The organism is Rathayibacter sp. AC182, from assembly GCF_979253875.1.
On the sequence record NZ_CEEDEK010000005.1, the window covers coordinates 608,160 to 633,535 of the forward strand.

Below are 25,376 nucleotides of genomic sequence, written 5' to 3' on the forward strand. Positions count from 1 at the left end.
TTTCGTGCCCGCACCGCCGCGAGCGCCGATGAGGGAGCCCGCCGATGACCACCTGCACCGCCCCGTTCCCGACCGCTCGGGCCCGACAGTGAGCGGCTCGAAGACGGCCCGGCTCTCGGCCTGGCACGAGAAGTTCGTCGTCGAGGAGCGGACGCTCACCGCGGCCGACCGGCGGCGCCTCCTGATCACCGCGGGCCTGCTGATGCTGCTCGGCGGGATCGCGTTCGTCGCGATCCTCCTGGGCGTCCTCACCCAGACCGGGGTCGAGCGCCTCGACGGGCCGGTCGAGGACTTCTTCGACGCCCGCGTCGAGCGCGACCGGACCGACCCATGATCGTGCTCGCCGTGCTGTTCGGGCCGGTGGTGCTGCCGATCGTCGTCCTCGTCGTGCTGATCGCGTGGATCATCCTGGCCAAGCACCTCTGGCGGCCCCTGCTGCTGATGGTCGGCATGGCGACCGGCGTGATCCTCGCCCAGGTGATCGCGCCGCTCGTGCAGCACCCGCGCCCGCCGGTCGCCGAGATGCTCTTCGGGCCCGACCACACGTTCTCGTTCCCGTCGGGGCACGTGCTCGGCACGGCCGACTTCCTCCTGATCACGACCTACCTGCTGGCCAGCAGGCTGCAGCGGCGCTGGTTCACCGTGACCGCGATCGCCGTGGCGGTGACGCTGATCGTCGTGCAGATCGTCAGCCGCCTCTACCTCGGGTACCACTGGCTGAGCGACACGGCCGGCTCGGTCGCGCTCTCGCTGGTGATCACGGGCGCGGTGATCGCGGTGGACGTGCGGCGGACGGTGCGCGTGCGGGAGGAGTGACGCGGGCCGCGCGGCTCCGGTGACCTCGGGCTCGTCGAATCGCGTTCGGCTCGCAGGAATCGCCGGATCGTGCGAGCCGAACCGGTTTCTGCGAGCCGGAGGTGCCCGCGCGGCGGCCACCCCACCGAGGTCCTCTTCCGGCGCGGACGCCCGACGGCCTAGCGTGGCGGGGACGACGAGGGGACGGACCATGGGCGACGACACGGGCTTCTCGGCCCAGGAGAGAGCGGCGATGAAGGCGCGGGCCGCCGAGCTGCGGGCCGAAGCGCGCGCCGGCAAGGCGGCCGAGAAGGCCGAGGCCGAGCGGACGGCGCAGGAGGACAAGATCGCCGAGATGCCGGAGCCGGACCGCGCGCTCGCCGAGCGGCTGCACGCGCTCGTGACGGAGGCGGCTCCGGAGTTGCGCCCGAAGCTGTACTACGGGCAGCCGGGCTGGGCGAAGGACGGCCGGATCATCGTGTTCTTCCGCAGCGGCCTCGTCGACAAGGCGCGGTACTCGACGTTCGGGTTCAGCGTCGATGCTGCGCTCGACGACGAGGGCGGGCTCTGGCCGACGTCGTACGCGATCGACCACCTCGACGACGACGGAGCCGCCCTCCTGACCGAGCGGGTGGCGCAGGCCGCGCGCTGACGGGCGGACCGCTCGGGCCGCGGGAGGCGCGGGGTACTCTCGCACGGTGCCGACGACACTCGACTCCCTCTACCGCTACCCGGTGAAGGGGCTGACGCCGGAGCGTCTCGAGAGCATTGCGCTGCAGCCCGGACGCGGCGTCCCGACCGACCGCCGGTACGCCCTCGCGAAGCCGGACGGGGCCTACCGGGCCGACGCGTTCGCGCCGCTGTCCAAGCGCGAGTACTTCGTGCTGCTGAACACCGAGCGCCTCGCGGGGCTGCGCACCCGCTTCGACGACGACGCGAGGACCGTCGAGGTCACCGTGCAGGGCCATCGGGTGCTCGAGGCCGACCTCACGACGGCCGACGGGCGCGAGGCGTTCGTCGAGCTGTACGCGCGGGTCGCCGATCTGCCCGACGGGGTGCGGCCGGTCCTCGCCGAGCAGGCCGGCTACAACTTCACCGACAACGCGAAGAACGGGCCGCGGATGATGCACGCGATCTCGCTCGTGTCGCTCGCCTCGGTCCGCGACCTGTCGGAGCGCATCGGGCACGACCTCGATCCGCTGCGCTTCCGCTCGAACGTGTACCTCGACGGCCTCGAGCCGTGGGCGGAGCGGGACTGGGTCGGGCGCGAGCTGCAGCTGGGCGAGGTGCGCGTGCGCGTCCTGGAGGAGACGGGGCGCTGCGCGGCGACGGAGGTCGATCCGACGACCGCGCGGCGCGACGTGCCGGTGGTGCGCCTGCTGCACGAGCACTGCGGGCACGAGAACGTCGGGGTCTTCGCGGAGGTCCTCTCGGGCGGCGTGCTGCGGCCGGGCGATGCGGTCGTTCCGGGTGACCCTGTGGCCGCGGCCGACCCGGGGGTCGCCGCGTGAGGCTCGTCGTCGCCACGCGGCGGATGCTGACGGCGGACGTCTGCGAGCTCGTGCTCCGGCACCCGGACGGCTCCCCGCTGCCGGCCGCCGAGCCGGGCGCGCACCTCGCAGTCGCGACGCCCTCGGGAGCGAAGCGCAGCTACTCCCTCACCGGCGACCTCCGCGACCGGTCCCGGTACGTGATCGCGGTGCGGCGCTCCGAGGACGGTCGCGGCGGATCGCGCAGCCTCGTCGACTCCGTGGCCGCCGGCGACGCGCTCGAGGTCGAGGGCCCGCGCAACTCCTTCGAGCTGGTCGAGGCACCCGCCTACCTGCTGATCGCGGCGGGGATCGGCGTCACGCCGATCCGGGCGATGCTGACGGAGCTGGGACACCGCGGGGCGCCGCAGGTGGAGCTGCTCTACCTGACCCGCTCCCGCGAGGAGTCCCCGTACCTGGACGAGCTGACCGCCGCACTGCCGGCGCTGAGGGTCCACCACCGCCGCGAGCTCGGGCCGGTCGACTGGTGGTCGCTGCTCGCCGAGCCGGGCGAGCGGCACCTCTACGTCTGCGGGCCCGAGGCGCTGCAGGACGAGATCTGCGCGCTCACCATGCACTGGCGGCCGAGCCGGGTGCACGCGGAGGACTTCGCGGAGTACCGGCGTTCGGCGGGCTGACCGCGCCGTTCACCGTGGAGTGGCGGCCGACCGGCGACGAGATCGCGGTGCCCGCGTCACGGACGATGCTCGACGCGCTCGAGGACGCGGGGATCGACGTGCCGAGCTCCTGCGGCAGCGGCACCTGCGGGACGTGCCGGCTGCGGCTCGTCGAGGGCGACGTGGACCACCGCGACCTGGTCCTGACGTCCGAGGAGCGGGAGTCGGCGGTGATGCCGTGCGTGTCGCGGGGCGTCGGCCGGGTGGTCGTCGCGCCGCGGTGAGTCCCCGCTCCGGTGCGACTCCTGTGCACAACGAAGGAAGGATCCGCTCCCGCGGCTCCGGATCCGCGCGGATCGGGAGGTCGGGGCGGATCCTTCCTTCGTTGTGCACGCGAGTGGTGTCAGCCCTCGGCCTTCGACGGCTTCCCATCGGCGGGCTGGACCTCGACGGGGGTGTCGCGCGAGTCCTCGCCCTCGGCCTGCGACGGCTTGTCGGACTGGTCGTCCGGGTCCTGGACCGGGGACGTCGTGTCGCTCATCGGAGGCCGTCCGGGTCGTCGGAGGCGGGCGACGGCTGCACGTCGGCCTCGAACTCGGACCAGGCCCGGTCGAAGCCGGACTGCGCCTCGGCGGGCTCGCTCGCGAAGTAGCCCTCGTAGATGGAACGGCCGCCGTGCTCGGGCAGGTCGGTGCGTGCGGCGAACTCCTGGGCGATCGTGCCCACCTCGTCGTCGCGCGTGCTCTGGTCCCGCAGCCATGCGGGGAAGGTCTGAGTCATGGGACTCCTTTCTCCTGCGTCCATCCCACGCCCGGCGGCCGGGAGCGGCAACCCCTTGCGGGCGGCGCGATCCGGCGCGAACGGTCGCCGCACGAGAGCGCGAGCGGCCGTCTGCGACGGATCGGGGCGCTCCTCCACTGATCGAGTAGCGCACGGAGCGATCAAGATCCGCGATGTCCGGAGTCGGTGGGTCTCGAGACGCCCCTGCGGGGCTACTCGACCAGCAGGGAGGATGCAGAACCTCAGTGGGAGCGCTGCTCAGCCGCGACGGTGGCTGAGGGGTGCTCCTGGCTGAGGTTCTGCGGCAGCCGCCCTCCCGGCGGGGCCCGGAGCGCCTCCCTGCTGATCGAGTAGCGCGCGGAGCGCGCGTATCGAGATCCACGAGATCCGGAGTCGGCGGGTCTCGAGACGCCCCTCCGGGGTTGCTCGACCAGCAGGAGGGCGGGTCACGCCAGTGTCGTCTCCTCGAGCAGCACGCTCGTGCGCACCAGGCGCTCGGAGGCGGCCGTCACCACGGACACCGGACCGGCCAGCGCCAGCGACGCGGTCGTCTCCTTCGACGCGCAGTCCGGCCCGACCCACAGCTCGAGAGCGCCGGGCTCCACGATGCGGTCGCCGGAGCGGCCGGTGAAGGCCAGCCGGGCGGCCGGCACCTCGAAGCGCACCTGCGCCTCCTCGCCCGCGGCCAGCTCGACCCGGGCGTAGCCGAGCAGCTGGGCGACGGGCCGGGTGACGCTCGCGTACACGTCGCGCGCGTAGAGCTGCACCAGATCCACGCCGCTGCGGTCGCCCGTGTTGCGCACGCGGACCGAGGCGGTGATCACTCCGTCGGTCGCCACCTCGTCCGATCCCACCGAGAGCTCGCTCCGCGAGAACGTCGTGTACGAGAGACCGTGGCCGAACGGCAGCACCGGGGTGCTGTCGGCGCTCGTCACGTCCGACGGGCCGCCCAGGATCGGGTGCAGGTACGAGAACGGCTGCGCCCCGGCCGAGCGCGGCAGCGACACCGGCAGATGCCCCGACGGCACGACGCGGCCCGAGACGACGCCGGCGATCGCGCCGGCGCCCTCCTCGCCGGGGAAGAAGGCCTGCAGCACGGCCGAGGCGCCCGAGAGGGCCCAGTCGATCGCGTAGGGGCGACCGGTGAGCAGCACGAGCACCACGGGCGTTCCGGTGGCGACGACCGCCTCCACCAGTTCGCGCTGGCGGCCCGGCAGCTCGAGGCTCTCGACGTCGTTCCCCTCGCCCACGGTTCCGCGGCCGAACAGCCCGGCGCGGTCGCCGACGACCACCACGGCCACGTCGGCGGTCCGTGCGACGTCGGCGGCGGGGGCGATCCCGGAGTCGTCGTCGCCCTCGACCGCGCAGCCCTCGGCCACGAGGATCTCGCCCGCGAACTCGTCGGCGAGGGCCTCGCGCAGGGTCGGGATCTCGAAGCCCAGCGGCACGCCCTCGTGGTGGGCGAGCACGTGGTTGGCGAAGGAGTAGCAGCCCATCAGCGCCTGCGCGCTGTCGGCGTTCGGGCCGATCAGCGCGATCCGGCGCGGCGCCGCGAGCGGCAGGACGCCGTCGTTCGAGAGCAGCACGAGCGACTCCTCCGCGAGGCGGCGGGCGACGTCGCGGTGCGCGGGCGAGTCGAGGTCGATCGATTCAGGCACGTCGTCGAAGCGGGCGTCGAGCAGCCCGAGGCGCTCCTTCTGCGCGAGCAGGCGCAGCACCGCGCGGTCGACGAGCTCCTCGCTCATCTCCCCCGAGGCGATGCGGGCGGCGAGCGGCGCGAGGAACGCGTCGCCCGTGGGCAGCTCCACGTCGATCCCGGCCTCGAGCGCGAGCTCGGCGGCCTCGCCGAGGTCGGCGGCGACCGCGTGCATGAGGTGCAGGAACGCGACCGAGAAGTAGTCCGAGACCACCACTCCGTCGAAGCCCCAGTCGCCGCGCAGGATGTCGGTGAGGTAGGCGGGGGTCGCGCCGACGGGGTCGCCGTCGATCTCGGCGTACGAGTTCATCACCGAGCGAGCGCCGCCGTCGCGGATCGCCATCTCGAACGGAGGCAGCAGCACGTCCGCGATCTCGCGCGGACCGGCGTGGACCGGCGCGTGGTTGCGGCCGCCGCGGGAGGCGGAGTAGCCGATGAAGTGCTTCAGCGTCGCGTCGACCCCCTCCGACTGCATGCCGCGCACGTAGGCGGTGCCGAGCGTGCCGACGACGTACGGGTCCTCGGCGATGCACTCGTCGACGCGGCCCCAGCGGGGGTCGCGGATCACGTCGAGCACGGGCGCGAGGCCCTGGTGGATCCCGAGCTCGCGCATAGACGAGCCGATCAGGCGGCCCATCTCCTCGACCAGCTCGGCGTCGAACGACGCGCCCCAGGCCAGCGGAGTGGGGAACGTCGCGGCCTTCCACGCCGCGAGCCCGGTCAGGCACTCCTCGTGCACGATCGCCGGGATGCCCAGCCGGGTCTCCTCGACGAGGCGGCGCTGCTCGGCCCATAGCCACTGCGCCCGCTCGATCGGATCGACGGGGCGCGTGCCGTACACGCGGGTCAGGTGCCCGAGCCCGTGCGTCGTCGCGTCCTCGTAGCGGGTGGAGGTGGCCATCTCGCCGGCCAGCGGCGCGACGACCTCCCCGCCCTGGTCGACCCAGTAGCCGACGAGCTGGGCGAGCTTCTCCTCGAGCGTCATGGCGCTCCAGGAGCTCGGCGACGCGGGCCGAGGGGACGTGCGGTTCGGCCACGGCGTGACCCTCTCTGCTGGAAGCGGGCGGCGGGGTGGAGGTCATCCCTTCACCGCCCCGGTGAGGCCGCCCACGATGCGGCGCTCGAAGACGCTGAAGAAGATGAGCGCGGGGATCATCGACAGCGAGACGAACGCGAGCACCTTGGCGGTGTCGACGGAGTACTGCGACGAGAAGGCCTGGACCCCGAGCGGGAGCGTGAAGCTCGACTCGTCGTTGAGGATGAACAGCGGCAGGAGGTAGCTGTTCCAGCTCGCGATGAACGCGAGGATGCCGGTCGTGATCACGCCGGGCATCGCCAGGCGCACCACCATGCGGAAGAAGAAGCCGATCCGGCTGCAGCCGTCGATGAAGGCCGCCTCCTGGATCTCGTCCGGGATGGCCCGCAGGAACGGGACCAGGATGATGATCGTGGTCGGCAGGCCGAACGCGATCTGCGGCAGCACCACTCCGGCGAGCGAGTTCATCAGGCCGAGGCTCTTGATCACCAGGTAGAGCGGAGTGATCGCCACGGTCATCGGGAACATCAGTCCCGCCGCGAAGAGCGCGTAGAACACTCCGCGGCCTGGAGAAGTCGTACCGGGCGAGCACGTAGCTGGCCATGAGGCCGAGCACGACGACGCCGAGGGTGGTGGCGAGCGCCGCGATCGTGGAGTTGCCCACCTCGCGCCAGAAGATGCCGCCCGTGATGACGTCGATGTAGTTCTGCACGTTCCACGGCGACGGGAACCCGGCCGGGTCGGTGGTGATCTGCGCGTTCGTGCGGAAGCCGCCGATGATGATGTACGCGACCGGGGCGAGCATCAGCGCGATCACGACGACCGCGACGACGTAGGCGATCATCGTGCCGCGGCCCGCCGGTGGGCGGCGGCGCTTCACGGCGAGGGCCGGGGAGTCTCGGGGGTGATCGGCGGGGCCGTCATCGTGGTGGTCATCGCTTGCCTCCGGTGAGTGCGCCCTCGGTGTCCCGCCGCAGCACGAAGCGCTGGTAGAGCAGGGCGACCACGAGCGAGATCAGGAACAGGATCACCGCGACGGCGTTCCCGTACCCGTAGTTGCCGGCATTGCGGCCGTTGGTGACGAGGTAGGTCGCCATCGTCGAGGTGCCGGCGGTCGACGAGACGTACTGGCCCCAGATGATGTAGACGAGGTCGAACAGCTGCAGGGCGCCGATGATCGACAGGAACGCCCAGATGCGCAGGGTCGGGGCGAGCAGCGGCAGGGTGATGCGCCGCTGGACCTGCCAGTAGGACGCGCCGTCGATGGCCGCGGCCTCGGACAGCTCCTCGGGGATGCCCTGGAGACCCGCGAGGAAGAGGATCACGGCGAAGCCGATGTACTTCCACGTGATGATCAGCATCAGCGTCCACATCGCGATCGCCGGGTTCGCCAGCCAGTCCTGCTGCAGCGCTCCCAGTCCGATGTTCTCGAGCATGCCGTTGACGGCGCCGCGGGTCTGGAGCATGAGGCTCCAGCCGGTGCCGACGACGACCTCCGAGATGACGTAGGGCACGAAGATCAGCACGCGGATGAACGACTGGCCGCGCAGCTTGCGGTTGAGCAGGAGCGCGATCAGGATCGCGGCCGGGCCCTGGAGCACGAGCGAGAGGATCACGATCGTGCCGTTGTGGGACAGCGCCTCGTGGAAGGTGGGGTCCTGGAGGATCGTGAGGTAGTTGCGGAAGCCGACGAAATCCGTCGGCACTCCGTAGCCCTGCCAACTGAAGAAGCCGTAGTAGGCGGCCATCACGACCGGGAAGATCACGAAGGCGAGGAACACGATCAGCGCGGGGCCGACCAGGATCGCGACCTCGAGCCGGCCCGCCCAGCCGAGGCTGCGGCGGTGCCGGCGCACCGGGGTGCTGCGACGACCGCAGCACCCCGGTGTTCTCGCGATCGCGGGGCGCATCCGCTCCGAGGAGCGGGCTCTCGCGAAGCGCCATGGTTACGCCTTCTTCGCAGCGGCGTTGACGGCCTCGACCAGCTGCTCCGGGTCGCTCTTGCCGGCGAGCAGGTCGACGACTCCGACGTTCAGCGCGTTGCCGACGTTGAGGCCGTAGACGGTGTCGAGCCACTGCGAGACGTAGGGCGCCGAGTTGTAAGCGGCCAGGATGTCCTGCAGGTAGGGCTCGGTGACGGCCTCCTGGGCGACCTGGTTGACCGGAGGCGCGTTGAAGGCGGCGTAGTACTCCTTCTGCACGTCGGCGGTCGCGAGGTAGTTCAGGAAGTCCACGCACTCGGCGGGAGCGTCGACCGAGCAGGAGTAGCCGTCGACGCCGCCCATTATCGAGCCGGGCTCGCCCTCTCCGCCGTCCACCTCGGGGAAGGGGAACCAGCCCAGGTCGGGCAGGGGCTTCTCGTCGGGGGTGAGGGAGGCGATGACGCCGGGGTTCCAGGCGCCCATGAGCTCCATGGCGGCCTGGCGGTTGGCGAGCAGGCCCGCCGAGCTGCCGGCGCCCTGCTGGGCGGCGGTGGTGAGGAAGCCCTCGTTGAAGGGCTCGGTCTCGGAGAAGGTCTGGAGGTCCTCGCCGGCCTTGACCCAGCACTCGTCCGAGAAGTCCTTCGAGTCGGCCGCCTCGGCCATCGTCTCGGGGCTGCACTCGCGGAGCGCGAAGAAGTAGTACCAGTGCGCGGCGGGCCAGGCGTCCTTGCCGCCGAGCGCGATCGCCTGGGTGCCGCTGCCCTTGAGGGCGGTGACGGCCGAGTCGAGCTCCTCGAGGGTCGACGGCGGGGTGCTGATGCCCGCCGCGGTGAAGAGGTCCTGGCTGTAGAAGACGCCGCCGGGCAGCACCGCGACCGGCATCGCCCAGACCTTGTCGTCGAGGGTGTTGGCGCCGAAGGAGCCCTCGGTGATCTCGCTCTTGGCCTCGTCCGAGATCTTGTCGGTCAGGTCCATCAGGCTGGCCGCCGGCGACCATGGCCGCCATCTTGCCGCCGCCGCGCTGGAGGAAGATGTCCGGCGCGTCGCCGGAGTTGAGCGCGGTCTGCAGCTTGCCGTCCAGGTCCTCGTTCTGGATGGCCTGCGGGGTGATGGTGACTCCGGGGTTCGCGGCCTCGAAGTCGGCGACCGTCTTGTCCCAGAACTCCTGGCCGGGGCCCGTGGTGGAGTTCTGCCAGAGGGTCATCGAGACGGTGCCGTCGGAGGAGCCGGACTCCTGGGCGGAGCAGCCGCTCAGGGCCGCGGCCGCGCCGAGCAGGGCGACGGTGGCCACTGCGATCTTTCTGAACTTCATCGTTCGACCTGTTCTCTTCATCGAGTGGGCGCCGCCAGGGGAGGCGGCGCCGAGGTGCACCCGCCGTTCATCCGGTGGGCGAGGTCAGTCTCCGTACTGCTCGGCGGGAGCGTCAAACGTTTTCGAAATCATTTTCCAAACAGCCCTGCGGAGGGTTACGGTCGGTCCTGTGAGTCACCGTCCGACCATCCACGACGTCGCCGCTGCGGCCGGAGTCTCGGTCGCGACGGTCTCGAAGGCGGTCAACGGCCGGTACGGCATCGCCGCCGCGACGGCCACGCGCGTGCTCGACGTGGTGCGCGAGCTCGGCTACGAGTCGAGCCTCGTCGCCAGCAGCATGCGCTCGCGCCGGACCGGGGTGATCGGCGTGCTCGTCGCCGACTTCGAGCCGTTCAGCGCCGAGATCCTGAAGGGCGTCGGCGCCGAGCTGCGCGGCTCGCGCTTCGACCTGCTCGCCTACAGCGGCTCGCACCAGGGCGAGGGCGAGGGCTGGGAGCGGCGCTCGCTGAGCCGTCTGAGCGGCACGCTGATCGACGGCGCGATCATGGTCACGCCGACGGTGCTCACCGCGGCCTCGGACATCCCGCTCGTCGCGATCGACCCGCACACCGGCCGCGCCGACCTGCCGACCGTCGAGGCGGACAGCTACGGCGGGGCCCTGCAGGCGACGCGCCACCTGGTCGAGCTCGGACACCGCCGCATCGGCTTCGTCGCGGGCCGCCCCGACCTCCGCTCCGCCCGACTGCGCGAGGCCGGCTACCGCGCCGCACTCTCGGAGGCGGGCATCGCGTTCGACGAGCGGCTCGTGCACGTGGGCCTGTACCAGCACGACACCGCGCGCCGCCCCGCCTCGGCACTGCTGTCGCTCCCGGACCGGCCGACCGCCGTCTTCGCCGCGAACGACGTCTCGGCCATCGCCATCATCGAGATCGCGGCGCGGATCGGGCTCGACGTGCCCCGGGACCTCTCGGTGGTCGGCTTCGACGACGTGCCGGAGGCGTCGCGACTGGATCCGCCGCTGACGACCGTCCGGCAGCCCATGCAGACGCTGGGCTCGACCGCCGCCGAGATGCTGACGGCGCTGATGGCGGGCGAGACCCCGCGCTCGCTCCACGTGCGGCTGCCGACGCAGCTGGTGCAGCGCGCGACGACGGGGCCGCCTCCGCCGACCCGCTGAGCGGGCTCGTCCCCGTGCCGCCCGCGCGAGCGAGCCGGGCACGCCCCTTCTCCGCCTCCGCCGATCGAGCAGGCCGCCCGGCGGCCGTCTCCGGATCCCCCGCTCCCGCAGAGTGGGGCCGCTCAATCGGAGCTGATAACTTTATCGACATCCGCATCAGACGGTAAAGTTATCAGCATGCGCGACGCCCTCGACAATCCGTTCAGCCCCGGGTCCGACGCCGTTCCCGAGATCTGGGCCGGTCGGACCTCGCAGCTCAGCGACTGGCGCGACGTCCTCCGGCCCCGACTGAACCGGGGCCTTCCGGAGCGCGGTCGCACGGTCCTCGGCGAGCCCGGGCTCGGCAAGTCGTCGCTCGTCAGGCGCATCGCGCGGGACGCCGCCGCGGGAGGCGACTGGGTGACACCGCAGCTGCGGATCCCGTCCGGCGCTGATCCGTTGAAGCTCCTCGCGGCCGCCCTGCTCGCGCTGGCCGAGTCGGCAGGGCTCTCGACAGCCCGCGAGAAGCGGATCGCGAGCCTGATCGATCGCGTCCAGGCTGTTGCGGCATCGGGGCTCTCGCTGACCCTCCGCGGGAAGGAGGGGCCCGAGCCGCACGCCGTACTGACCGAGCTGCTCGTCGAGGTGGGTCGCGCGGCGATCGCCCACGACGTCGTCGTTCTCGTCCACCTCGACGAGGTGCAGAACATCGTCGACGAGAGCGCCCTCTCGCAGCTCCTCATCGCCCTCGGCGACGCGATCACCCACGAGGAGACCGTCGAGCTGCCCGGCGGGGCGCGGGTGACCCGGTTCCTCCCGCTCGCGGTCTACCTCTCGGGCCTCCCCGACTTCGAGGATCGGGCGGGTGCGCAGAAGGGCGCCACGTTCGCGCGCCGATTCAAGACGACGATCCTCACGGCGATCGACGACGACGACATCGTCGCTGCGCTGCAGGACTTCGTGCTGCCGGGCTGGGAGGTCGCCGACGACCGCGGAGGAACGGAGCGGATCCGCATGGAGACCGATGCCGTCTCGACGATCGTCGATCTCTGCCGCGGCGAGCCGTTCCTGTTCCAACTGGCCGGCGAGAGCGCCTGGTACGCCGGCACGGGCTCCACCATCACCCGGCAGCAGGTGCTCGCCGGCTGGCGAGGGGCGCAGAGGAGGCGGCGGCCCACGTCGAGCGGATCCTGGGTCGCCTGCCCGCGCGGGAACGGGACTTCCTCGAGGCGATGGCGGCCCTGCCCGCCCCAGACCGCACCCTCACCCGGATCGCGAAGGCGATCGGGCTGTCCCGCGCCACCGAGGCCGGGACGACCGCGCAGCGCCTCGACACCGTGCGGGGGATCATCGACCGCGGCAAGCCCTACGGGTTCCGGCACCGCGCGATCGAGGCATCCCTGACGAGCGAGTGGCCGCGCGTGGAGTGACGGGACCGGTCTCCGCGTGACGGCTCCGGCGCCGTCGCAGCCGATCCCCCCGTCTGTGGGGGTTTCTGTGCGGATTCCCGTCTATTCCTCGTCCGGCACCGAACACCCGTGCAGAGTCGGGAGTGCACCGGTACGCCGGTGCCGATCGCCCGTGCTCGGGAACGACGACCGGAGGAGTCAGCCATGCTCGGAGACCTCGCACCGGATCCGCGGCTCGCCGCGCTCGGCGAGCTGGACATCATGGGCACGCCGCCCGAGGAGCGCTTCGACCGCATCACCCGCATGGCGAAGGACCTCTTCGGGGTCGCGCTGGCCGAGATCCACTTCCTCGACGAGACCACGCTCTTCACGAAGTCGCCGCAGGTGCCGGGCTGGCCGCTCCAGTATCCGAGGGCCGGCACGTTCTGCGATGCGACGCTGCGCGAGCAGCGGATGCTCGTCATCCCCGATCTCGAGACCGACGGCGAGTTCGCCGCGCACGAGAACGTCGCGGGAGCACCCCACGTGCGCTTCTACGCCGGCCGTCCGCTGATCGTCGAGGCCGACCTCGCGGTCGGCACGCTGTGCCTCCTCGACTTCGTGCCGCGCGAGCTGACCGCCGACCAGGAGGCGCTGCTCGACGAGCTGGGCGACTGGGTGGAGCGGGAGCTGCGCGACCGGCTCGAGCGCGACCGCGCCGCGGACGTGCAGCTGCGACTGGCTCCGGCCGACGAGACCCACCCGGCCGGCTACGAGTTCTCGGGCCTCTCGATCCCGATGCGCGGTCTCGCGGGCGACTTCTACAGCTGGCGCGGCGGCGACGTCGTCGACCTGACCCTCGTCGACGTCATGGGCAAGGGCACCGCGGCGGCGATCGTCGGAGCAGGGGTCCGCTCGGCCTTCCACGCGCGCACCGGGTCCTCCGCCACCGACGCCGTGTCGGCCGTCAACGAGCAGCTGCTCGACGACTTCGCCGCGACCGGCACGTTCGCCACGCTCTTCCACGCGCGCCTCGAGACCGAGACGGGGCGCCTCTCCTTCGTCGACGCCGGTCACGGCCTGTCGGTGCTCCTGCGCCCGGACGGCTCGTTCCAGCGCCTGGCCTCGCTCGGCCTGCCTCTGGGCATCGCGGCCGAGGGCGGCTGGGTCGACCAGACCGTCGAGCTCGCGCCCGGCGACTCCCTCGTCTCGTTCACCGACGGGCTGCTCGACCTGTACGACGGCACGCTCGACTCCCTCACCGAGGCGACCGAGCTGGCCCGCTCGTGGCGGCAGCACGGAGGAGTTCTTCGCCGCGATCCGCGCGCTCGCCGACTCCGGCAAGGCGCTGGACGACATCACGGTCCTGGTGGTGACCCGCACGTGAGGCGCGGGAAGCCCCACCGAGCACGCGCGCTCCTGGTCGCCGCGTCGGCCGTCGCCCTCGCGCTCCTCGGAGCCCCCGCCGCGGCCGCCGCGGACCGGGCGCCGTCCCCCGACGTGCTCACGCCCGAGTCGGGCGCGTACTTCGGCGCCAGCCTGGACTGGAGCATCGACAGCGCCGCGCAGCAGAGCGAGCGCCTCGGAGCGCCCGCCGCGGTCCTCGAGCACTCCGCGACCCTCCCGCTCTCCAGCGCCGAGACGACCTACCTCGCGCAGTTCCTGCGCCAGGCCCAGGGCGAGGGATCGCTCGCCGCGATCACGCTGCGCCCCTCCGGAGACCTCGTCGGGTTCGACGAGAGCGATGCCGAGGAGGCGGTGGCCGCTCTCGCGGACGCCCGCCAGGACGACGCGCTCCCGCTCTACCTCCGCTTCGCCCCCGACATGAACGCGGACTGGGTGCAGTGGGGCCAGGCTCCGGAGGCGTACATCGGCGCCTTCCGCGCGTTCTCGGACGCCGTGCACTCGGACCTGCCCGACGCCGCCGTGGTGTGGTCGCCGGTCGCCGGTGCCGCATACCCGTTCCAGGCGGCGCGCGGCGGCACCGACCCCGCCCTCGACACCGACGGCGACGGACTGGTCGCCTCGGGTGACGACCCCTACGGCCCCTACTACCCGGGCGACGAGTACGTCGACCGGGTAGGGCTCTCGGCCTACCACGACCCCAGCGGCGGCGGACAGCCGCTGAACGAGGTCCCCCGGCCCGGCGCGCTCGACACCGCCCTCGCCGGCGGCGGCGACCTCGACTTCTACCAGCGCTTCTCGGAGGCGACCGGCACCCCGATGCTGCTCGAGACCGCGGCGTTCTTCAGCCCCGGAGCGGGCGGACCCGGTGCGCTCGAGATCAAGCAGGAGTGGTGGCGGCAGGTCATCGCCGCGGTGTCCGGGCCGCAGTACCCGCTCCTGGACGTCGTGCTGTGGCGCGACTCCTCGTCGGCCCGCGCGGTCGTCGGCGAGGTCGTCATCGACTGGAGCATCTCGACCGACGCCGAGACCGCCGCGGCGTTCCGTGCCGACGCGGCCGGCAGCGGACTGGTGTTCGGCCCGCTCTACTCGCCGTACGGCACGGCGGGTCCGGTGCGCACCGACGGCGGCACCCTCGACGGCGCGGCGGCCTGGATCGTCGTCGCCGGCGTGCTGCTCGCGGCCGTCGCGCTCACGCTCTGGGGCTCCTGCGCGGCCGCACGAGCCGTCTCGCCTACTCCGGCCTCGCCCTCGCGCGATCTGCGCATCGACCTGCTGCGCGGCGGCGCCATCGTGTTCGTCGTCATCAACCACCTCGCTCTCGTCTCGTTCTTCCAGAACGCGACGCAGGAGGCGATCGGCATGGTCTCGGGAGCGGAGCTGTTCGTGCTGCTCTCGGGCGCGGTGCTCGGCCTGGTGCACCGCCCCAAGATCGTCGGCGGGGGCCTCGGCGAGGTCACCCTGCGCACCGGGGCGCGGGCCTGGAAGCTCTACGTCACAGCGGTCGTCGTGACCCTGATCGTCGGCTTCGCCAGCCTGGTGCCGTTCGTGAACGCGGTGCCGGCCACGACCTACGTCGACGAGGGCACCGGAGCCGCGGGCAGCGAGGCGACCGGTCGCGTCTACGACCTGTACACCGGCTTCGACTCCCTCCTGCGCTACCCCGTCGATCCGCAGACGATCGTCGACATCGCGCTCCTGCGGATCGGCCCGTGGCAGGTCAACGTCCTGGGCCTCTACGTCGTCATGCTCGTGATCGCCCCGCTGATCCTGTGGGCCCTGTCGCGGCGCCGCTGGATCCTCGTCCTCGCCGTGAGCTGGGGCCTCTACGCCGTGCAGTCGCTGCTGAGCCTGCGCCTGCTGCCCTCGCAGTTCGAGGACTCGTTCCCGCTGCTGACCTGGCAGGCCCTGTTCGTGACGGGCATGGTGGCGGGCTTCTACCGGCGCGAGATCCTCGGCTGGTTCGCCACCCGCGCCGGCCGCGTCGTGCTGGCCGTCTCGGTGATCGCGACGGTCGCGCTCGCGCTGTTCTCGTGGAACAACCCGTACCTCTCCAGCGCCTACGACCTGCGGCTCGGACTCGTGCCGGCCAACACGTTCACGTCGATCTACTCGTTCGCGTTCGAGCGCACCACGCTCGACCTCGGCCGCGTGCTCAACGTGCTCCTCGTGACGATCACGGGCTACGCGCTGCTCAGCGTCCTGTGGAAGCCGATCCACCGGGTCCTCGGGTGGTTCCTCATCCCGCTCGGCCAGGCCACCCTCTACGTGTTCGTGATGCACGTGCTCTTCGTGCTGATCGTCGCCAACGTCCCGTTCCTCGATCGAGGGAGCATCGTGATCGACACGCTCGCCTATGTCGTCGTCCTCGCCCTGCTCTGGGTCATGGTCAAGACGCGGTTCCTGTTCGGGATCGTGCCGCGATGAGCGCCCGCGGGAAGAAGAAGAAGAGCGGAGTGACGGGGCCGGGCACCGAGAGCACGCTCGTCTCGCCGGGGCGCATGCTGCTCCTGCGCATCATCGTGCTGCTCACGATCGCGCTCGGCGTGAACTACGTCGCCTGGCGCTGGGTCGCGTCCCTGAACTGGGACGCCTGGTGGATCGCCGTGCCGCTGATCGCGGCCGAGACCTACAGCCTCATCGACGTCTGCCTCTACGGCATGACCATGTGGCGCGCGCGGGGCCGGCCGGCGCCCCCCGAGCCCGACCCCGAGGCCACGGTCGACATCTTCATCACGACCTACAACGAGCCGATCGAGCTCGTCATGGAGACGGCGCTGGCGGCGCAGGCCGCGCGGATCCCACACTCGACCTGGGTGCTCGACGACGGCGACCGGCCCGAGATGCGCGCGGCCGCCGAGGGAGCCGGGCTGGGCTACATCACCCGGTCGCAGGCGTGGAAGGACATGCCCCGGCACGCCAAGGCGGGCAACCTCAACAACGCGCTCGAGCAGACGGTGGGCGAGTTCCTCCTGATCCTCGACGCCGACCAGATCCCCCGGCCCGAGATCCTCGAGCACACGCTCGGCTACTTCCGCGACCCGGAGGTGGCGCTGGTCCAGACTCCGCAGGTCTTCTCGAACGTCGCCACCGGGGACCCGCTCGGCAGCCAGGCGCCGCTCTTCTACGGGCCGATCCAGCAGGGCAAGGACGGCTGGAACGCCGCCTTCTTCTGCGGCTCCAACGCGATCCTCCGCCGCGAGGCGCTGATGCAGCTCGGCATCACCGGCTACATCCGCGAGCTCGACCGGAGCATCGCCCGGGCCCTGCGCACCGCCTCCCGCGCCGTGGCCAAGGCCCGCAGCCACCCCGCCGCCCGCGACGCCGCCGTGGCGAAGGCCCTGGACGACGTGTCGGCCGCGATCGCCCACGGGCGCACCGCCCTCGCCTCCGGGGAGCCGATCGGCTCGATCACCTACGACCTGCACCGCGCGGTCGACGAGGCCAGCTACTCCCTCGTCGCCTCCGACGTCGCCGGACTCGAGAACGACCTCGCCGAGATCCGCGCGCTCGCGCGGGCCGACGGAGGCGACGGCGACACGATCGTCGACATCGAGGCGATCGTCTCGTCGCTCGCCGATCGCGAGCTCTCGCCGCTGAACGCGCTCGAGTCCGTCCAGGCGGTCCTGCAGGGCATCGCGGTGGACCGGCCCGACGAGGCCCAGCCGATCATGCCGCTGGCCACCATCTCGGTCACCGAGGACATGGCGACCTGCATGCGCCTGCACGGCCTCGGCTGGAAGACCGTCTACCACCACGAGCTGCTCGCCGACGGCCTCGCCCCCGAGGACGCGGGCACCATGCTGGTGCAGCGGCTGCGCTGGGCGCAGGGCACCATGCAGGTGTTCCTCCGCGAGAACCCGCTGCTGCAGCGGGCCCTCTCGATCCCGCAGCGCCTGATGTACTTCGCCACGATGTGGAGCTACCTCAGCGGCTACGCGGCGGTCGTCTACTTCGCGGCGCCGATCGTGTTCCTGGTGCTCGGGATCCTGCCGGTCACCTCGCTGGCGGCGGACTTCTTCGTCCGGTTCATCCCGTTCATGATCGCCAACCAGCTGCTCTTCCTCGTCTCGGCGAAGGGCACGCCCACCTGGCGCGGCCAGCAGTACAGCCTGGCGCTGTTCCCGGTCTGGCTCGAGGCCTGCCGGACGGCGGTCAACAACGTGATCCTGCGCATCCCGCTCGGCTTCGCCGTCACCCTGAAGACCCGGCAGGAGTCGACCGGCACGCCGTGGCGCCTGATCAAGGTGCAGCTGGTGGTCATGGTGCTGCTCGTGATCGCGATCGTGGTCGGCGTCTTCCACCTCGTCGTGAACGGGGCGGAGCCGATCGGCACCGGAGTCAACATCGCCTGGGCCGTCTACGATCTGGTCGTGCTCAGCGTCCTGTTCCAGGCCGTCCACTACCAGGGCTTCTCCCCGAGGAGTCCCCCGTTCCCGAGAAGGAGTCCGCATGACGTTCACCACCGAGAAGATCGAGCCCGACATCGCCGTCGTCCGCGGCGAGGGCAAGCTCAACATGGTCTCGGCCCCCGAGCTGCGCAACCTCGTGCTCCGCGTGATCGAGGAGGGCGAGAACCGCGTCGTCGTCGACCTCAGCGGCATCGAGTTCATGGACTCCTCCGGACTCGGCGCCCTCGTCGGCTGCCTCAAGAGCGCCCGCCAGGCCGGGGGCGACCTCCGCATCGCCGCTCCGAGCCCGCAGGTGTCGATGGTCCTCAAGCTCTCGAACCTCGACCGCGTGCTGGCGAGCTTCGAGAGCGCCGAGGACGCCTACCGTGTCTGAGCGCTCCATCGTCTTCCGGACTCCTCCGGACGGTGTCGAGGCCGTGCACGACGCCCTCGAGACGCTGTGGCAGGACCGCACCGACGTCGACGAGATGGAGCGGATGATGTTCGAGACCGCGCTCATCGAACTCGTCTCGAACGTGGTGCAGCACGCCTCCTCGACCACCACGATCATCTGCCAGCTGCGCCTCGAGGCCGACGAGAGCGTCCTGCGCGCCGTGCTGGTCGACACCGCCGACCCGCCGCTCGTCGACACCGACACGGTCGTCGAGATGCCGGACGAGTTCGCCGAGTCGGGACGCGGGATCCCCTTCATCCAGGCCCTGGTCGACTCGTTCGACCACGAGCGGGAGCACGGCCGGAACGTCTGGACCATCGCGAAGCACCGGCCCTCCTCCGCGTCGTGAGTCCGACCCCGCGCACCGGCGCGCACGCACGCTCCCCGCGGTCGACTCCGTCGCCCTGACCGCGAACGGCTTCGACCGGCAGATCCCGCTGGTGAAGCAGCTGCCCGTGCTCGGGCTCTTCCTCGCTCGCCGTCGTGCTCAGCGTCACGGTGCCGACGATCGAGGTGACGAGCGCGCCGGCGCTGATCGGCTCGGTGGTGATGATGCTGGGGGCGACGGTGCTCGCGGCCGTGCTGCCGCGCGTGGATCCGCTCGGGCGGGCGACGCTGCTGATCCCCGCCCTCGACTTCCTGGTCGTGGGCGTGCTGCGCTTCGCGACCGGCGAGACGCGTCGATCTTCGCCTCCCTCGCCGTGCTGCCGACCGTGTGGGTCGCGGCGGGACCGGGCCGACGGCACGTCGCCCTCGCCTGCCTCGGCGTCGGGGCCGGGCTGGTGCTGCCGTTCGTCCTCGGATCCACGCTCGAGGACAACCCCAACGAGATCGCCCGCGGGTTCTTCTCGGCGGGCGCTTTCGGGCTGGCCGCCGCGGTCGTCAACGACCTCGCCCGCATGGCGCGGGAGCGGGTGGCCGACATCAGCGCCCGCGAGAAGCTCACCCACCTCGAGCTGACCCAGGCCTCGGTCGTGCAGCAGGCGCTGCTGCCCAAGGAGCGGACGCAGGTCCTCGGCTACGCCTTCGCCGGCGTCTGCCTGCCCTCGCGCGCCATCGGCGGCGACTTCTTCGACTGGTACGACATCGAGGGCGGAGCCGCCTTCACGGTCGGCGACGTGATGGGCAAGGGAGTCGGAGCCGGCATCATCGCCGCGACCGTCCGTGCCGTCGTGCGCAGCGCGCGCGGCCACGACGACCTCTCGGTGGCCGCGTCGCGCGCCTCCGAGAGCCTGTCGTCGGACCTGGGCGAGACCGCCTCCTTCGCCACCCTGTTCCACGCGCGCCTCGACGAGGCGACCGGCACGGTCCGCTACCTCGACGCGGGGCACGGCCTCACCCTGCACGTGCGCGCCGACGGCACCTGGGATCGCCTCGCCTCGCACAACCTGCCGGTGGGCATCGACTCGGACGAGCCGTGGGCGACCGCGCAGCTGACCCTGCTGCCGGGAGACTCGCTCGTGAGCTGCAGCGACGGCATCCTCGATCTCTACGACGGACGGGTGGAGTCGCTCCGCCACGTCGCGGCGCTCGTCGCGCAGTCGACGGACGCGGCCGACGCGGTCGCGCGCATCAGCGCCGGGGCCGAGGACGGGACGAACGAGGACGACGTGACGGTGCTGGTGCTGACGCGCGCGGTGTGAGCGGGCGCGGCCCCGGCCGCTGAACCGTCGCGAACGGTCGTCCCCGCCTCTCGATCGGTCGTCTCCGCCTCTCGTTCGTCACGAACGGTCGTCCCGTGCCCTCGATCGGTCGCGAACGGTCGTTCCGAGCGAGCGGCAGGAGCCGTTCGCGACGGATCGGCCGACGGCCCACCCCCGGCGCGCGCGGACGCCTCGCCCCCCTCGCTGATCGAGTAGCGCGCGGAGCGCGCGGTATCGAGATCCACGTGCCTGGAGCGGGTGGGTCTCGACATCGCCCTTGCGGGGCTGCTCGACCAGCAGCAGGAGGGCGGCCTCGGCGGACGCGCACGGGCGGTCGGTGCCGGGACGTCAGGGCGTGGGCATGCCGCCGTTCACGTTGAGCGTCTCGCCCGCGACGAAGCTCGACTCGGCCGACGCGAGGAACACGTAGGCCGGCGCGAGCTCGGCCGGCTGGGCTGGACGGCCCATCGGCGACTCGCTCGAGCCGAAGTCCGGCAGGCTCTCGGGGTCCACGCCGTCCGTCACCTGCAGCACGGTCCAGGTAGGACCCGGCGCGACGACGTTCACCCGGATGCCCTTCGGCGCCAGCCGCTGCGCCAGCCCCTTCGAGAGGTTGTTGATCGCGCCCTTCGTCATCGCGTAGTCGAGCCGGTCGGGCGCGGGCGTGTGCGCCTCCGCCGACGCGGTCGTGATGATCGTGGACCCGGGGGCGAGGTGCGGGACCGCCGCCTTCACGATGCGGAACATCGCGAGGACGTTGACCTGGAACGTCTCGAGGAACTGCTCGTCGCTGAGCTGCAGCACGTCCTCCTGCCACACCTGCTTGCCCGCGACGTTCACGACCGCGTCGAGCCCGCCGAGCCCCTCGACGGCCTTCTCGACGAGGTCGGTGCAGTAGCCCTGGTCGCGCAGATCACCCGGGAGGGGCACCGCGGTGCGGCCCGCCGCGCGGATCAGCTCGATCACGTGCTGCGCGTCCTCCTCCTCCTCGGGCAGGTAGGCCAGCGCCACGTCGGCGCCCTCGCGCGCGAAAGCGATCGCGACCGCCGCTCCGATGCCGGAGTCGGCACCCGTGATCAGCGCGCGCCGCCCGGTCAGCCGGCCGGTGCCGCGGTAGCTGTCCTCGCCCAGGTCGGGCCGCGGGTCGAGCCGCGACTGCAGGCCGGGCTCCTCCTGGTGCTGCACGGGAGGGGTGGTGTTCGGGTACTGCGTCGCGGGGTTCGTGAAGGTGTACTGATCGGGCATGGTCTCCTGCTGCTCCCCGGCCGGGTCTCGGGCCGTCGCTCCCAGTCCACCCCACCCGCCCCTCGTCCGGAGGGGACTTGACGTCCCGCCGCGCTCCCCCCGCCGATCCCCCGCCCCCCTCCGTGAGGGAACCCCGGACCGTCGAGACAGCCCGGAACAGCGGGTCCCTCGACGTTCCGGGGTTCCCTCACCGCGCGGGAGGGCCTCAGGCCCCGGCCGGGAAGAGCGGGCGCTGGAAGCGGCGCTCGTAGCGCAGGATGCACCGGGAGTCGCGGGCCAGCTCGTAGGCCGCGAGGCACTCCGGATCGGTGAGGGACTCGATCCGGTACCGCTCGTAGTCGGCCAGGGACGGGAAGGTGAAGAGCGTGAAGGCCTCGTCGCTGTCCCCCTCCGACGGGAGGAAGTACCCGTGGTGCTGTCCGCCGAAGCGCTCGACCAGCACCATCCAGCGATTCGCGTAGTCCGTGAAGACGTCGATCTGCTCCGGATCGATCCGGTAGCGCAGGTGGATCGTGATCACGAGCGTCCCCCTCGCGTCCGCCCGTGCCGCTCCGGCGTCGTGGTCCTGCGCATCGCTCCCCCTCGCGAGGTCGGCCGTCCTCCGGCGTGCGGATCCTCCGCACCGCTCCACAGTGCCAGCGCGCCGCGCCGCCCGAGGGGCGGCGACGGACGATCACCGTCGAGGAAGCCGCCAGGACGTCGGCGCTCACCAGCCCTCGGGACCGGCGCTCCCCGCCGCGTACTCCTCGAGCGGAGCGGCGCCGTCGGCCCAGTGCGCGAGCACCGGGGTCACGATGCGCCAGCACTGCTCGGCCACGTCGCCCGGCACCGAGAGCAGGGTGTCGCCCTGCAGGATGCCGGCGAGCACCTGCGCGTAGGCGTCGAGGGTCGCCGCGCCGGGCTCGGCCCGCAGCGTCGTGCGCTCGAGGCCGGTCAGGTCGTCGGCGCTGTTGACGAGCAGGTCGAGCGCGACGTCGCCGCCCGTGAGCGACATCCTGAGCACCGTCCCCGCGCCGGCCTCGGTCGAGCGGAGGCCGCGGGGCGGCGTCGAGGGGCGGAAGTGCACGGCGACCTCGGAGCGCGGGTCGCCGATCGCCTTGCCGGAGCGCAGGACGAACGGCACGCCCGCCCAGCGCGGCGTGTCGACCTGCAGCAGCAGCTGCGCGAGCGTCTCGGTGCCGGCGTCGGGATCGACGTCGGGCTCGTCGACGTAGGAGGGGAGGAGCCGGCCGTCGATCCGCCCCTCCGTGTAGCGGGCACGGCGGGCCGTGTCGGGGTCGTCGCGCCAGAGCCGGACGGCCCCGAGGACCTCGGCCATCCGCGCGTGGACGTCCTCGGGCGAGACCTCGTCGGGGCGCTCCATCGCGGTCAGCGCCAGCACCATCAGCAGGTGGCTCTGCAGCATGTCCCGCAGCGCCCCGGTGCCGTCGTAGAACTTCGCACGCCCCTCGATGCCGAGGGTCTCGTCGTAGACGATCTCGACCTTCTCGACGTGCTCGGCGCTCCAGCCCGCCTCGAGCAGCGCGTTGCCGAAGCGCAGGCCCAGCATCCCCATCACGGTGGCGTTGCCGAGGAAGTGGTCGACGCGCCAGAGCCGGTCCTCCGGGATCACGGCCGCGAGTGCGGCGTTCAGGGCGACGGCGTCGTCGAGGTCCTCGCCGAACGGCTTCTCGATCGCGACGACGAGATCCTCGGGCAGCTCGATCGCGGCCAGCGACTCCGCGACGGCGTGGCCCATCGCGGGCGGGAGGGCCACGTAGAGCACGGGCGTCGTGGGGCAGGCGTCGAGCAAGGCCGTCAGCTGCTCGGGATCGGAGGCGTCGGTCGCGACGAAGCGGGCCCGCGAGGAGAGGTCGTCGACGGTGCTCGCCGCGATCCCCGCGTCCTCGAGGCTGCGGCGCACGAGCGCCTGCCACTCCTCGTCGCTCTGCGGCGTCCGGGCGGCTCCGATGAGGGTGACCTCCGAGTCGCGAGCGAGCTCGGCGACGCGGCCCAGTCCCGGCAGCAGCAGCCGCTCGGTGAGGTCGCCTCCCGCGCCCAGGATCGCGACGGTGCGCCGCGTCCGCTCGAGTGCGGCGGCCTCGGGGATCCCGATCTGCTCGGTCATGATGTCTCCTCCTGTGCGTCCTTCCTCACGGTAGGGGACGGGTCTGCGCTGTTCCTCCGTGCCTCCTCCGTGCCTCCTCCGCGCCTCCTCCGCGCACGCTCCGCCCGCGGTCCCGCCGCCGCCGCCGAGCGCCTGCGCCGAGGGAACCCCCGACCGTCGAGGGAACCCGCATCTGCGGGCTCCCTCGACCGGCCGGGGTTCCCTCACCGCGCGGCCGGGCGCGCTAGCGTCGCTCCTGACGGCGGGGGACCGCCAGGGGGAAGGTCCGCATGCTCGAGGAGTCCGACCGGGAGCTGATGCGGGTCGTGTCCCGCTACCTGAAGCGCGTCGAGGCGCTCGCCGCCACCGAGCAGACGGCCGAGCGCACCCCGCTCGGCGACGCGGTGAGCGAGCACCTCGGCACCGATGCGACGACGCTCGCGGTGACCACCGAGGAGGTCCTGCCGCACCGCCTGGTCGACGCCGACCTCGCCCTCGACGCGCTCGGAGGAGCCGAGGCGTCGGTCCTGGGCGTCGGCGGCGGCGAGCAGCGGTTCCACTCCTCCATCGGCGAGATGCTCGGCAACCCGCACACCCGCTTCGCCCCGGGCCCCGTGACCTACGCCACCCGCGCGACCGGCCCCCTGACCGACCGCCGCGTGATCGCGTTCGGCGTGCGGCTCCTCCGCGTCGAGGGCGTGCCGTTCGCGGTGCTGCAGCGCGACGCGATGCCGCAGACCGGGCGCGAGGCGGCGTCGCTCGAGATCCTCGCGGCCGACGAGGACGCCGTGCCCGCGTTCGTCCGGCGCCTGCACGCCCTGATGGTCGAGCACAGCGTGCTGCGCGGCCAGGTGCTGTCGTTCGCCGGCTCCGAGTTCGGGCGCCACGCGGGTGCGACCTTCCTGCCGCGGCCCGACGTCGCGGCGGGCGACGTGGTGCTCGAGGACGGCGTGCTCGAGTCCGTCGTCGACCACGTCGTCGGCATCGGCGAGCACCGCGACGAGCTGCTCGCGGCGGGCCAGCACCTCAAGCGCGGGCTGCTGCTCTACGGCCCTCCCGGCACCGGCAAGACGCTGACCGTGCGCCACCTGCTCTCCCGCACCCCGGGCACGACCGCGGTCGTCCTCACCGGATCGAGCATCCGGTTCATCGGAGCCGCGGCCGAGATCGCGCGGACCTTCCCGCCGGCGCTGGTCGTCCTCGAGGACATCGACCTCGTCGCGATGGAGCGCGCGCACAGCCTGCAGCCGCTGCTCTTCGAGGTGCTCGACGCCCTCGACGGCCTCGACGGGGACGCCGACGTGGCCTTCGTGATGACCACCAACCGCGTGCAGGTCCTCGAGCGCGCTCTCGCCGCCCGACCGGGCCGGGTCGACCTCGGCGTCGAGATCCCGCTGCCGGGTCCCGACGCCCGCCGCCGCCTGTTCCGCCGGTACGCCGCCTCCCTCCCGTTCAGCGAGGCGGCCCTCGACGCCGCGGCCGAGCGCGCGGAGGGGACCACCGGCTCCTTCGCCAAGGAGCTGATGCGCCGCAGCGTGCTCGCGGCGGCCCTGCGCGGGGCGGCTCCGACCGACGACGACCTCGCGGCGGCGCTCGACACCCTGCTCTCGTCGGCGGAGTCGCTGACGCGGCTGCTGCTCGGCAGTCCGGGCGAGCGCGGCGAGGCGCCCGAGGAGGGCGATGCACCCGACGGGAGCGGCACCGTCGACGGGAGCGACCCGTACGAGGACGACGGCTACGGCGTCGTCACGACCGCCGCCCAGCACGCGTCCCCCGGCATGAGCAGCCGCTACTCGGTCTCGTACGAGCCGGACCAGGGCGTCTGAGCCCCACCCGCCGCGATAGCAGCACCCGCCCCGCGCAGCCAGTCCCTGCGCGGGGCGGGCGATCGTGGTCGACTGCTCGGACACGTCCCCGCTCGA

The 25,376-nt window shown here is 72.3% G+C and carries 20 protein-coding genes and 3 pseudogenes; 14 read left to right on the forward strand and 9 right to left on the reverse strand.

The window, feature by feature from the left end:
• The first annotated feature begins 88 nt into the window (after window positions 1–88).
• The 6 genes from AC0CII_RS13710 to AC0CII_RS13735 all read left to right on the forward strand — a co-directional run bounded on the left by AC0CII_RS13710 (window position 89) and on the right by AC0CII_RS13735 (window position 3,225).
• Window positions 89–334: a hypothetical protein gene (locus tag AC0CII_RS13710; RefSeq protein WP_465229756.1), complete on the forward strand. Its 246-nt coding sequence runs from the start codon at window positions 89–91 to the stop codon at window positions 332–334.
• A complete protein-coding gene (locus AC0CII_RS13715) occupies window positions 331–816 on the forward strand; it encodes a phosphatase PAP2 family protein (RefSeq protein WP_465229757.1) in 486 nt (161 codons plus the stop codon). Before AC0CII_RS13710 ends, AC0CII_RS13715 begins: the two co-directional genes overlap by 4 nt.
• Before the next feature lie 190 nt (window positions 817–1,006).
• The gene (locus tag AC0CII_RS13720) at window positions 1,007–1,447 is read left to right on the forward strand and encodes a DUF1801 domain-containing protein (protein ID WP_207407162.1); all 441 of its coding nucleotides are present in this window, start codon (window positions 1,007–1,009) and stop codon (window positions 1,445–1,447) included.
• A 46-nt stretch (window positions 1,448–1,493) separates the two neighbouring features.
• Complete coding sequence (locus AC0CII_RS13725; RefSeq protein ID WP_465227381.1) at window positions 1,494–2,306, forward strand: MOSC domain-containing protein; 813 nt, start codon at window positions 1,494–1,496, stop codon at window positions 2,304–2,306.
• The gene (locus AC0CII_RS13730; protein ID WP_465229758.1) at window positions 2,303–2,962 is read left to right on the forward strand and encodes a ferredoxin reductase; all 660 of its coding nucleotides are present in this window, start codon (window positions 2,303–2,305) and stop codon (window positions 2,960–2,962) included. Before AC0CII_RS13725 ends, AC0CII_RS13730 begins: the two co-directional genes overlap by 4 nt.
• Window positions 2,963–2,976: 14 nt before the next feature.
• A complete protein-coding gene (locus AC0CII_RS13735; RefSeq protein WP_465229759.1) occupies window positions 2,977–3,225 on the forward strand; it encodes a 2Fe-2S iron-sulfur cluster-binding protein in 249 nt (82 codons plus the stop codon).
• Between the two features lie 119 nt (window positions 3,226–3,344).
• Here AC0CII_RS13735 and AC0CII_RS13740 read toward each other — a convergent pair whose 3' ends face one another.
• The 6 genes and pseudogenes from AC0CII_RS13740 to AC0CII_RS13765 all read right to left on the reverse strand — a co-directional run bounded on the left by AC0CII_RS13740 (window position 3,345) and on the right by AC0CII_RS13765 (window position 9,687).
• Window positions 3,345–3,482 carry a hypothetical protein gene (locus tag AC0CII_RS13740; protein ID WP_158078007.1) on the reverse strand — a complete coding sequence of 46 codons (138 nt, stop codon included), beginning with the start codon at window positions 3,480–3,482 and terminating at the stop codon, window positions 3,345–3,347.
• The gene (locus tag AC0CII_RS13745) at window positions 3,479–3,721 is read right to left on the reverse strand and encodes a hypothetical protein (protein WP_207407165.1); all 243 of its coding nucleotides are present in this window, start codon (window positions 3,719–3,721) and stop codon (window positions 3,479–3,481) included. The genes AC0CII_RS13740 and AC0CII_RS13745 overlap by 4 nt, the downstream gene beginning before the upstream one ends.
• 446 nt (window positions 3,722–4,167) lie before the next feature.
• A complete protein-coding gene (locus AC0CII_RS13750; protein WP_465229760.1) occupies window positions 4,168–6,402 on the reverse strand; it encodes a beta-xylosidase/alpha-l-arabinosidase in 2,235 nt (744 codons plus the stop codon).
• A 93-nt stretch (window positions 6,403–6,495) separates the two neighbouring features.
• A pseudogene (locus AC0CII_RS13755) lies at window positions 6,496–7,333 on the reverse strand (carbohydrate ABC transporter permease).
• A gap of 52 nt (window positions 7,334–7,385) precedes the next feature.
• Window positions 7,386–8,363, reverse strand: a complete 978-nt coding sequence (locus AC0CII_RS13760) for a carbohydrate ABC transporter permease (protein ID WP_465229761.1) — start codon at window positions 8,361–8,363, stop codon at window positions 7,386–7,388.
• Window positions 8,364–8,399: 36 nt separating this feature from the next.
• Window positions 8,400–9,687: pseudogene (locus AC0CII_RS13765) on the reverse strand (extracellular solute-binding protein).
• 169 nt (window positions 9,688–9,856) lie between these two features.
• Here AC0CII_RS13765 and AC0CII_RS13770 point away from each other — a divergent pair.
• From AC0CII_RS13770 to AC0CII_RS13800, 7 genes and pseudogenes are all read left to right on the forward strand, one after another.
• Entirely contained in the window at window positions 9,857–10,864 is a 1,008-nt protein-coding gene (locus AC0CII_RS13770; protein WP_251944656.1) for a LacI family DNA-binding transcriptional regulator, read from the forward strand.
• 177 nt (window positions 10,865–11,041) lie between these two features.
• On the forward strand, window positions 11,042–12,247 hold the full coding sequence (locus AC0CII_RS13775) for a P-loop NTPase family protein (protein ID WP_465229762.1): 1,206 nt from the start codon (window positions 11,042–11,044) through the stop codon (window positions 12,245–12,247).
• A 209-nt stretch (window positions 12,248–12,456) separates the two neighbouring features.
• Complete coding sequence (gene opgC, locus AC0CII_RS13780; protein WP_465229763.1) at window positions 12,457–16,062, forward strand: OpgC domain-containing protein; 3,606 nt, start codon at window positions 12,457–12,459, stop codon at window positions 16,060–16,062.
• Between the two features lie 74 nt (window positions 16,063–16,136).
• Window positions 16,137–18,056: pseudogene (locus AC0CII_RS13785) on the forward strand (glycosyltransferase family 2 protein); the annotation flags it as partial.
• A 31-nt stretch (window positions 18,057–18,087) separates the two neighbouring features.
• The gene (locus tag AC0CII_RS13790; RefSeq protein ID WP_465230914.1) at window positions 18,088–18,420 is read left to right on the forward strand and encodes an STAS domain-containing protein; all 333 of its coding nucleotides are present in this window, start codon (window positions 18,088–18,090) and stop codon (window positions 18,418–18,420) included.
• A 43-nt stretch (window positions 18,421–18,463) separates the two neighbouring features.
• Complete coding sequence (locus AC0CII_RS13795) at window positions 18,464–18,829, forward strand: ATP-binding protein (RefSeq protein WP_465229764.1); 366 nt, start codon at window positions 18,464–18,466, stop codon at window positions 18,827–18,829.
• A 91-nt stretch (window positions 18,830–18,920) separates the two neighbouring features.
• Complete coding sequence (locus AC0CII_RS13800; RefSeq protein ID WP_465229765.1) at window positions 18,921–20,123, forward strand: PP2C family protein-serine/threonine phosphatase; 1,203 nt, start codon at window positions 18,921–18,923, stop codon at window positions 20,121–20,123.
• A gap of 348 nt (window positions 20,124–20,471) precedes the next feature.
• Here AC0CII_RS13800 and AC0CII_RS13805 read toward each other — a convergent pair whose 3' ends face one another.
• From AC0CII_RS13805 to AC0CII_RS13815, 3 genes are all read right to left on the reverse strand, one after another.
• Window positions 20,472–21,368, reverse strand: coding sequence for an SDR family oxidoreductase (locus AC0CII_RS13805; RefSeq protein ID WP_465229766.1), 897 nt, complete (start codon window positions 21,366–21,368; stop codon window positions 20,472–20,474).
• 205 nt (window positions 21,369–21,573) lie between these two features.
• Window positions 21,574–21,888, reverse strand: a complete 315-nt coding sequence (locus AC0CII_RS13810; RefSeq protein WP_465227370.1) for an NIPSNAP family protein — start codon at window positions 21,886–21,888, stop codon at window positions 21,574–21,576.
• A gap of 186 nt (window positions 21,889–22,074) precedes the next feature.
• Entirely contained in the window at window positions 22,075–23,475 is a 1,401-nt protein-coding gene (locus tag AC0CII_RS13815) for a glucose-6-phosphate dehydrogenase (RefSeq protein ID WP_465227369.1), read from the reverse strand.
• A gap of 269 nt (window positions 23,476–23,744) precedes the next feature.
• Between AC0CII_RS13815 and AC0CII_RS13820 the strand changes: the two genes are divergently transcribed.
• Window positions 23,745–25,280, forward strand: coding sequence for an AAA family ATPase (locus tag AC0CII_RS13820; protein ID WP_465229767.1), 1,536 nt, complete (start codon window positions 23,745–23,747; stop codon window positions 25,278–25,280).
• The last annotated feature ends 96 nt before the right edge of the window (window positions 25,281–25,376 follow it).

Coding starts and splice junctions, on each gene's coding strand:
- AC0CII_RS13715 (WP_465229757.1), top strand. CDS start 331: ATGATCGTGCTCGCCGTGCTGTTCGGGCCGGTGGTGCTGCCGATCGTC.
- AC0CII_RS13720 (WP_207407162.1), top strand. CDS start 1,007: ATGGGCGACGACACGGGCTTCTCGGCCCAGGAGAGAGCGGCGATGAAG.
- AC0CII_RS13740 (WP_158078007.1), bottom strand. CDS start 3,482: ATGAGCGACACGACGTCCCCGGTCCAGGACCCGGACGACCAGTCCGAC.
- AC0CII_RS13745 (WP_207407165.1), bottom strand. CDS start 3,721: ATGACTCAGACCTTCCCCGCATGGCTGCGGGACCAGAGCACGCGCGAC.
- AC0CII_RS13750 (WP_465229760.1), bottom strand. CDS start 6,402: ATGACGCTCGAGGAGAAGCTCGCCCAGCTCGTCGGCTACTGGGTCGAC.
- AC0CII_RS13760 (WP_465229761.1), bottom strand. CDS start 8,363: ATGCGCCCCGCGATCGCGAGAACACCGGGGTGCTGCGGTCGTCGCAGC.
- AC0CII_RS13775 (WP_465229762.1), top strand. CDS start 11,042: ATGCGCGACGCCCTCGACAATCCGTTCAGCCCCGGGTCCGACGCCGTT.
- opgC (WP_465229763.1), top strand. CDS start 12,457: ATGCTCGGAGACCTCGCACCGGATCCGCGGCTCGCCGCGCTCGGCGAG.
- AC0CII_RS13790 (WP_465230914.1), top strand. CDS start 18,088: ATGACGTTCACCACCGAGAAGATCGAGCCCGACATCGCCGTCGTCCGC.
- AC0CII_RS13805 (WP_465229766.1), bottom strand. CDS start 21,368: ATGCCCGATCAGTACACCTTCACGAACCCCGCGACGCAGTACCCGAAC.
- AC0CII_RS13815 (WP_465227369.1), bottom strand. CDS start 23,475: ATGACCGAGCAGATCGGGATCCCCGAGGCCGCCGCACTCGAGCGGACG.
- AC0CII_RS13820 (WP_465229767.1), top strand. CDS start 23,745: ATGCTCGAGGAGTCCGACCGGGAGCTGATGCGGGTCGTGTCCCGCTAC.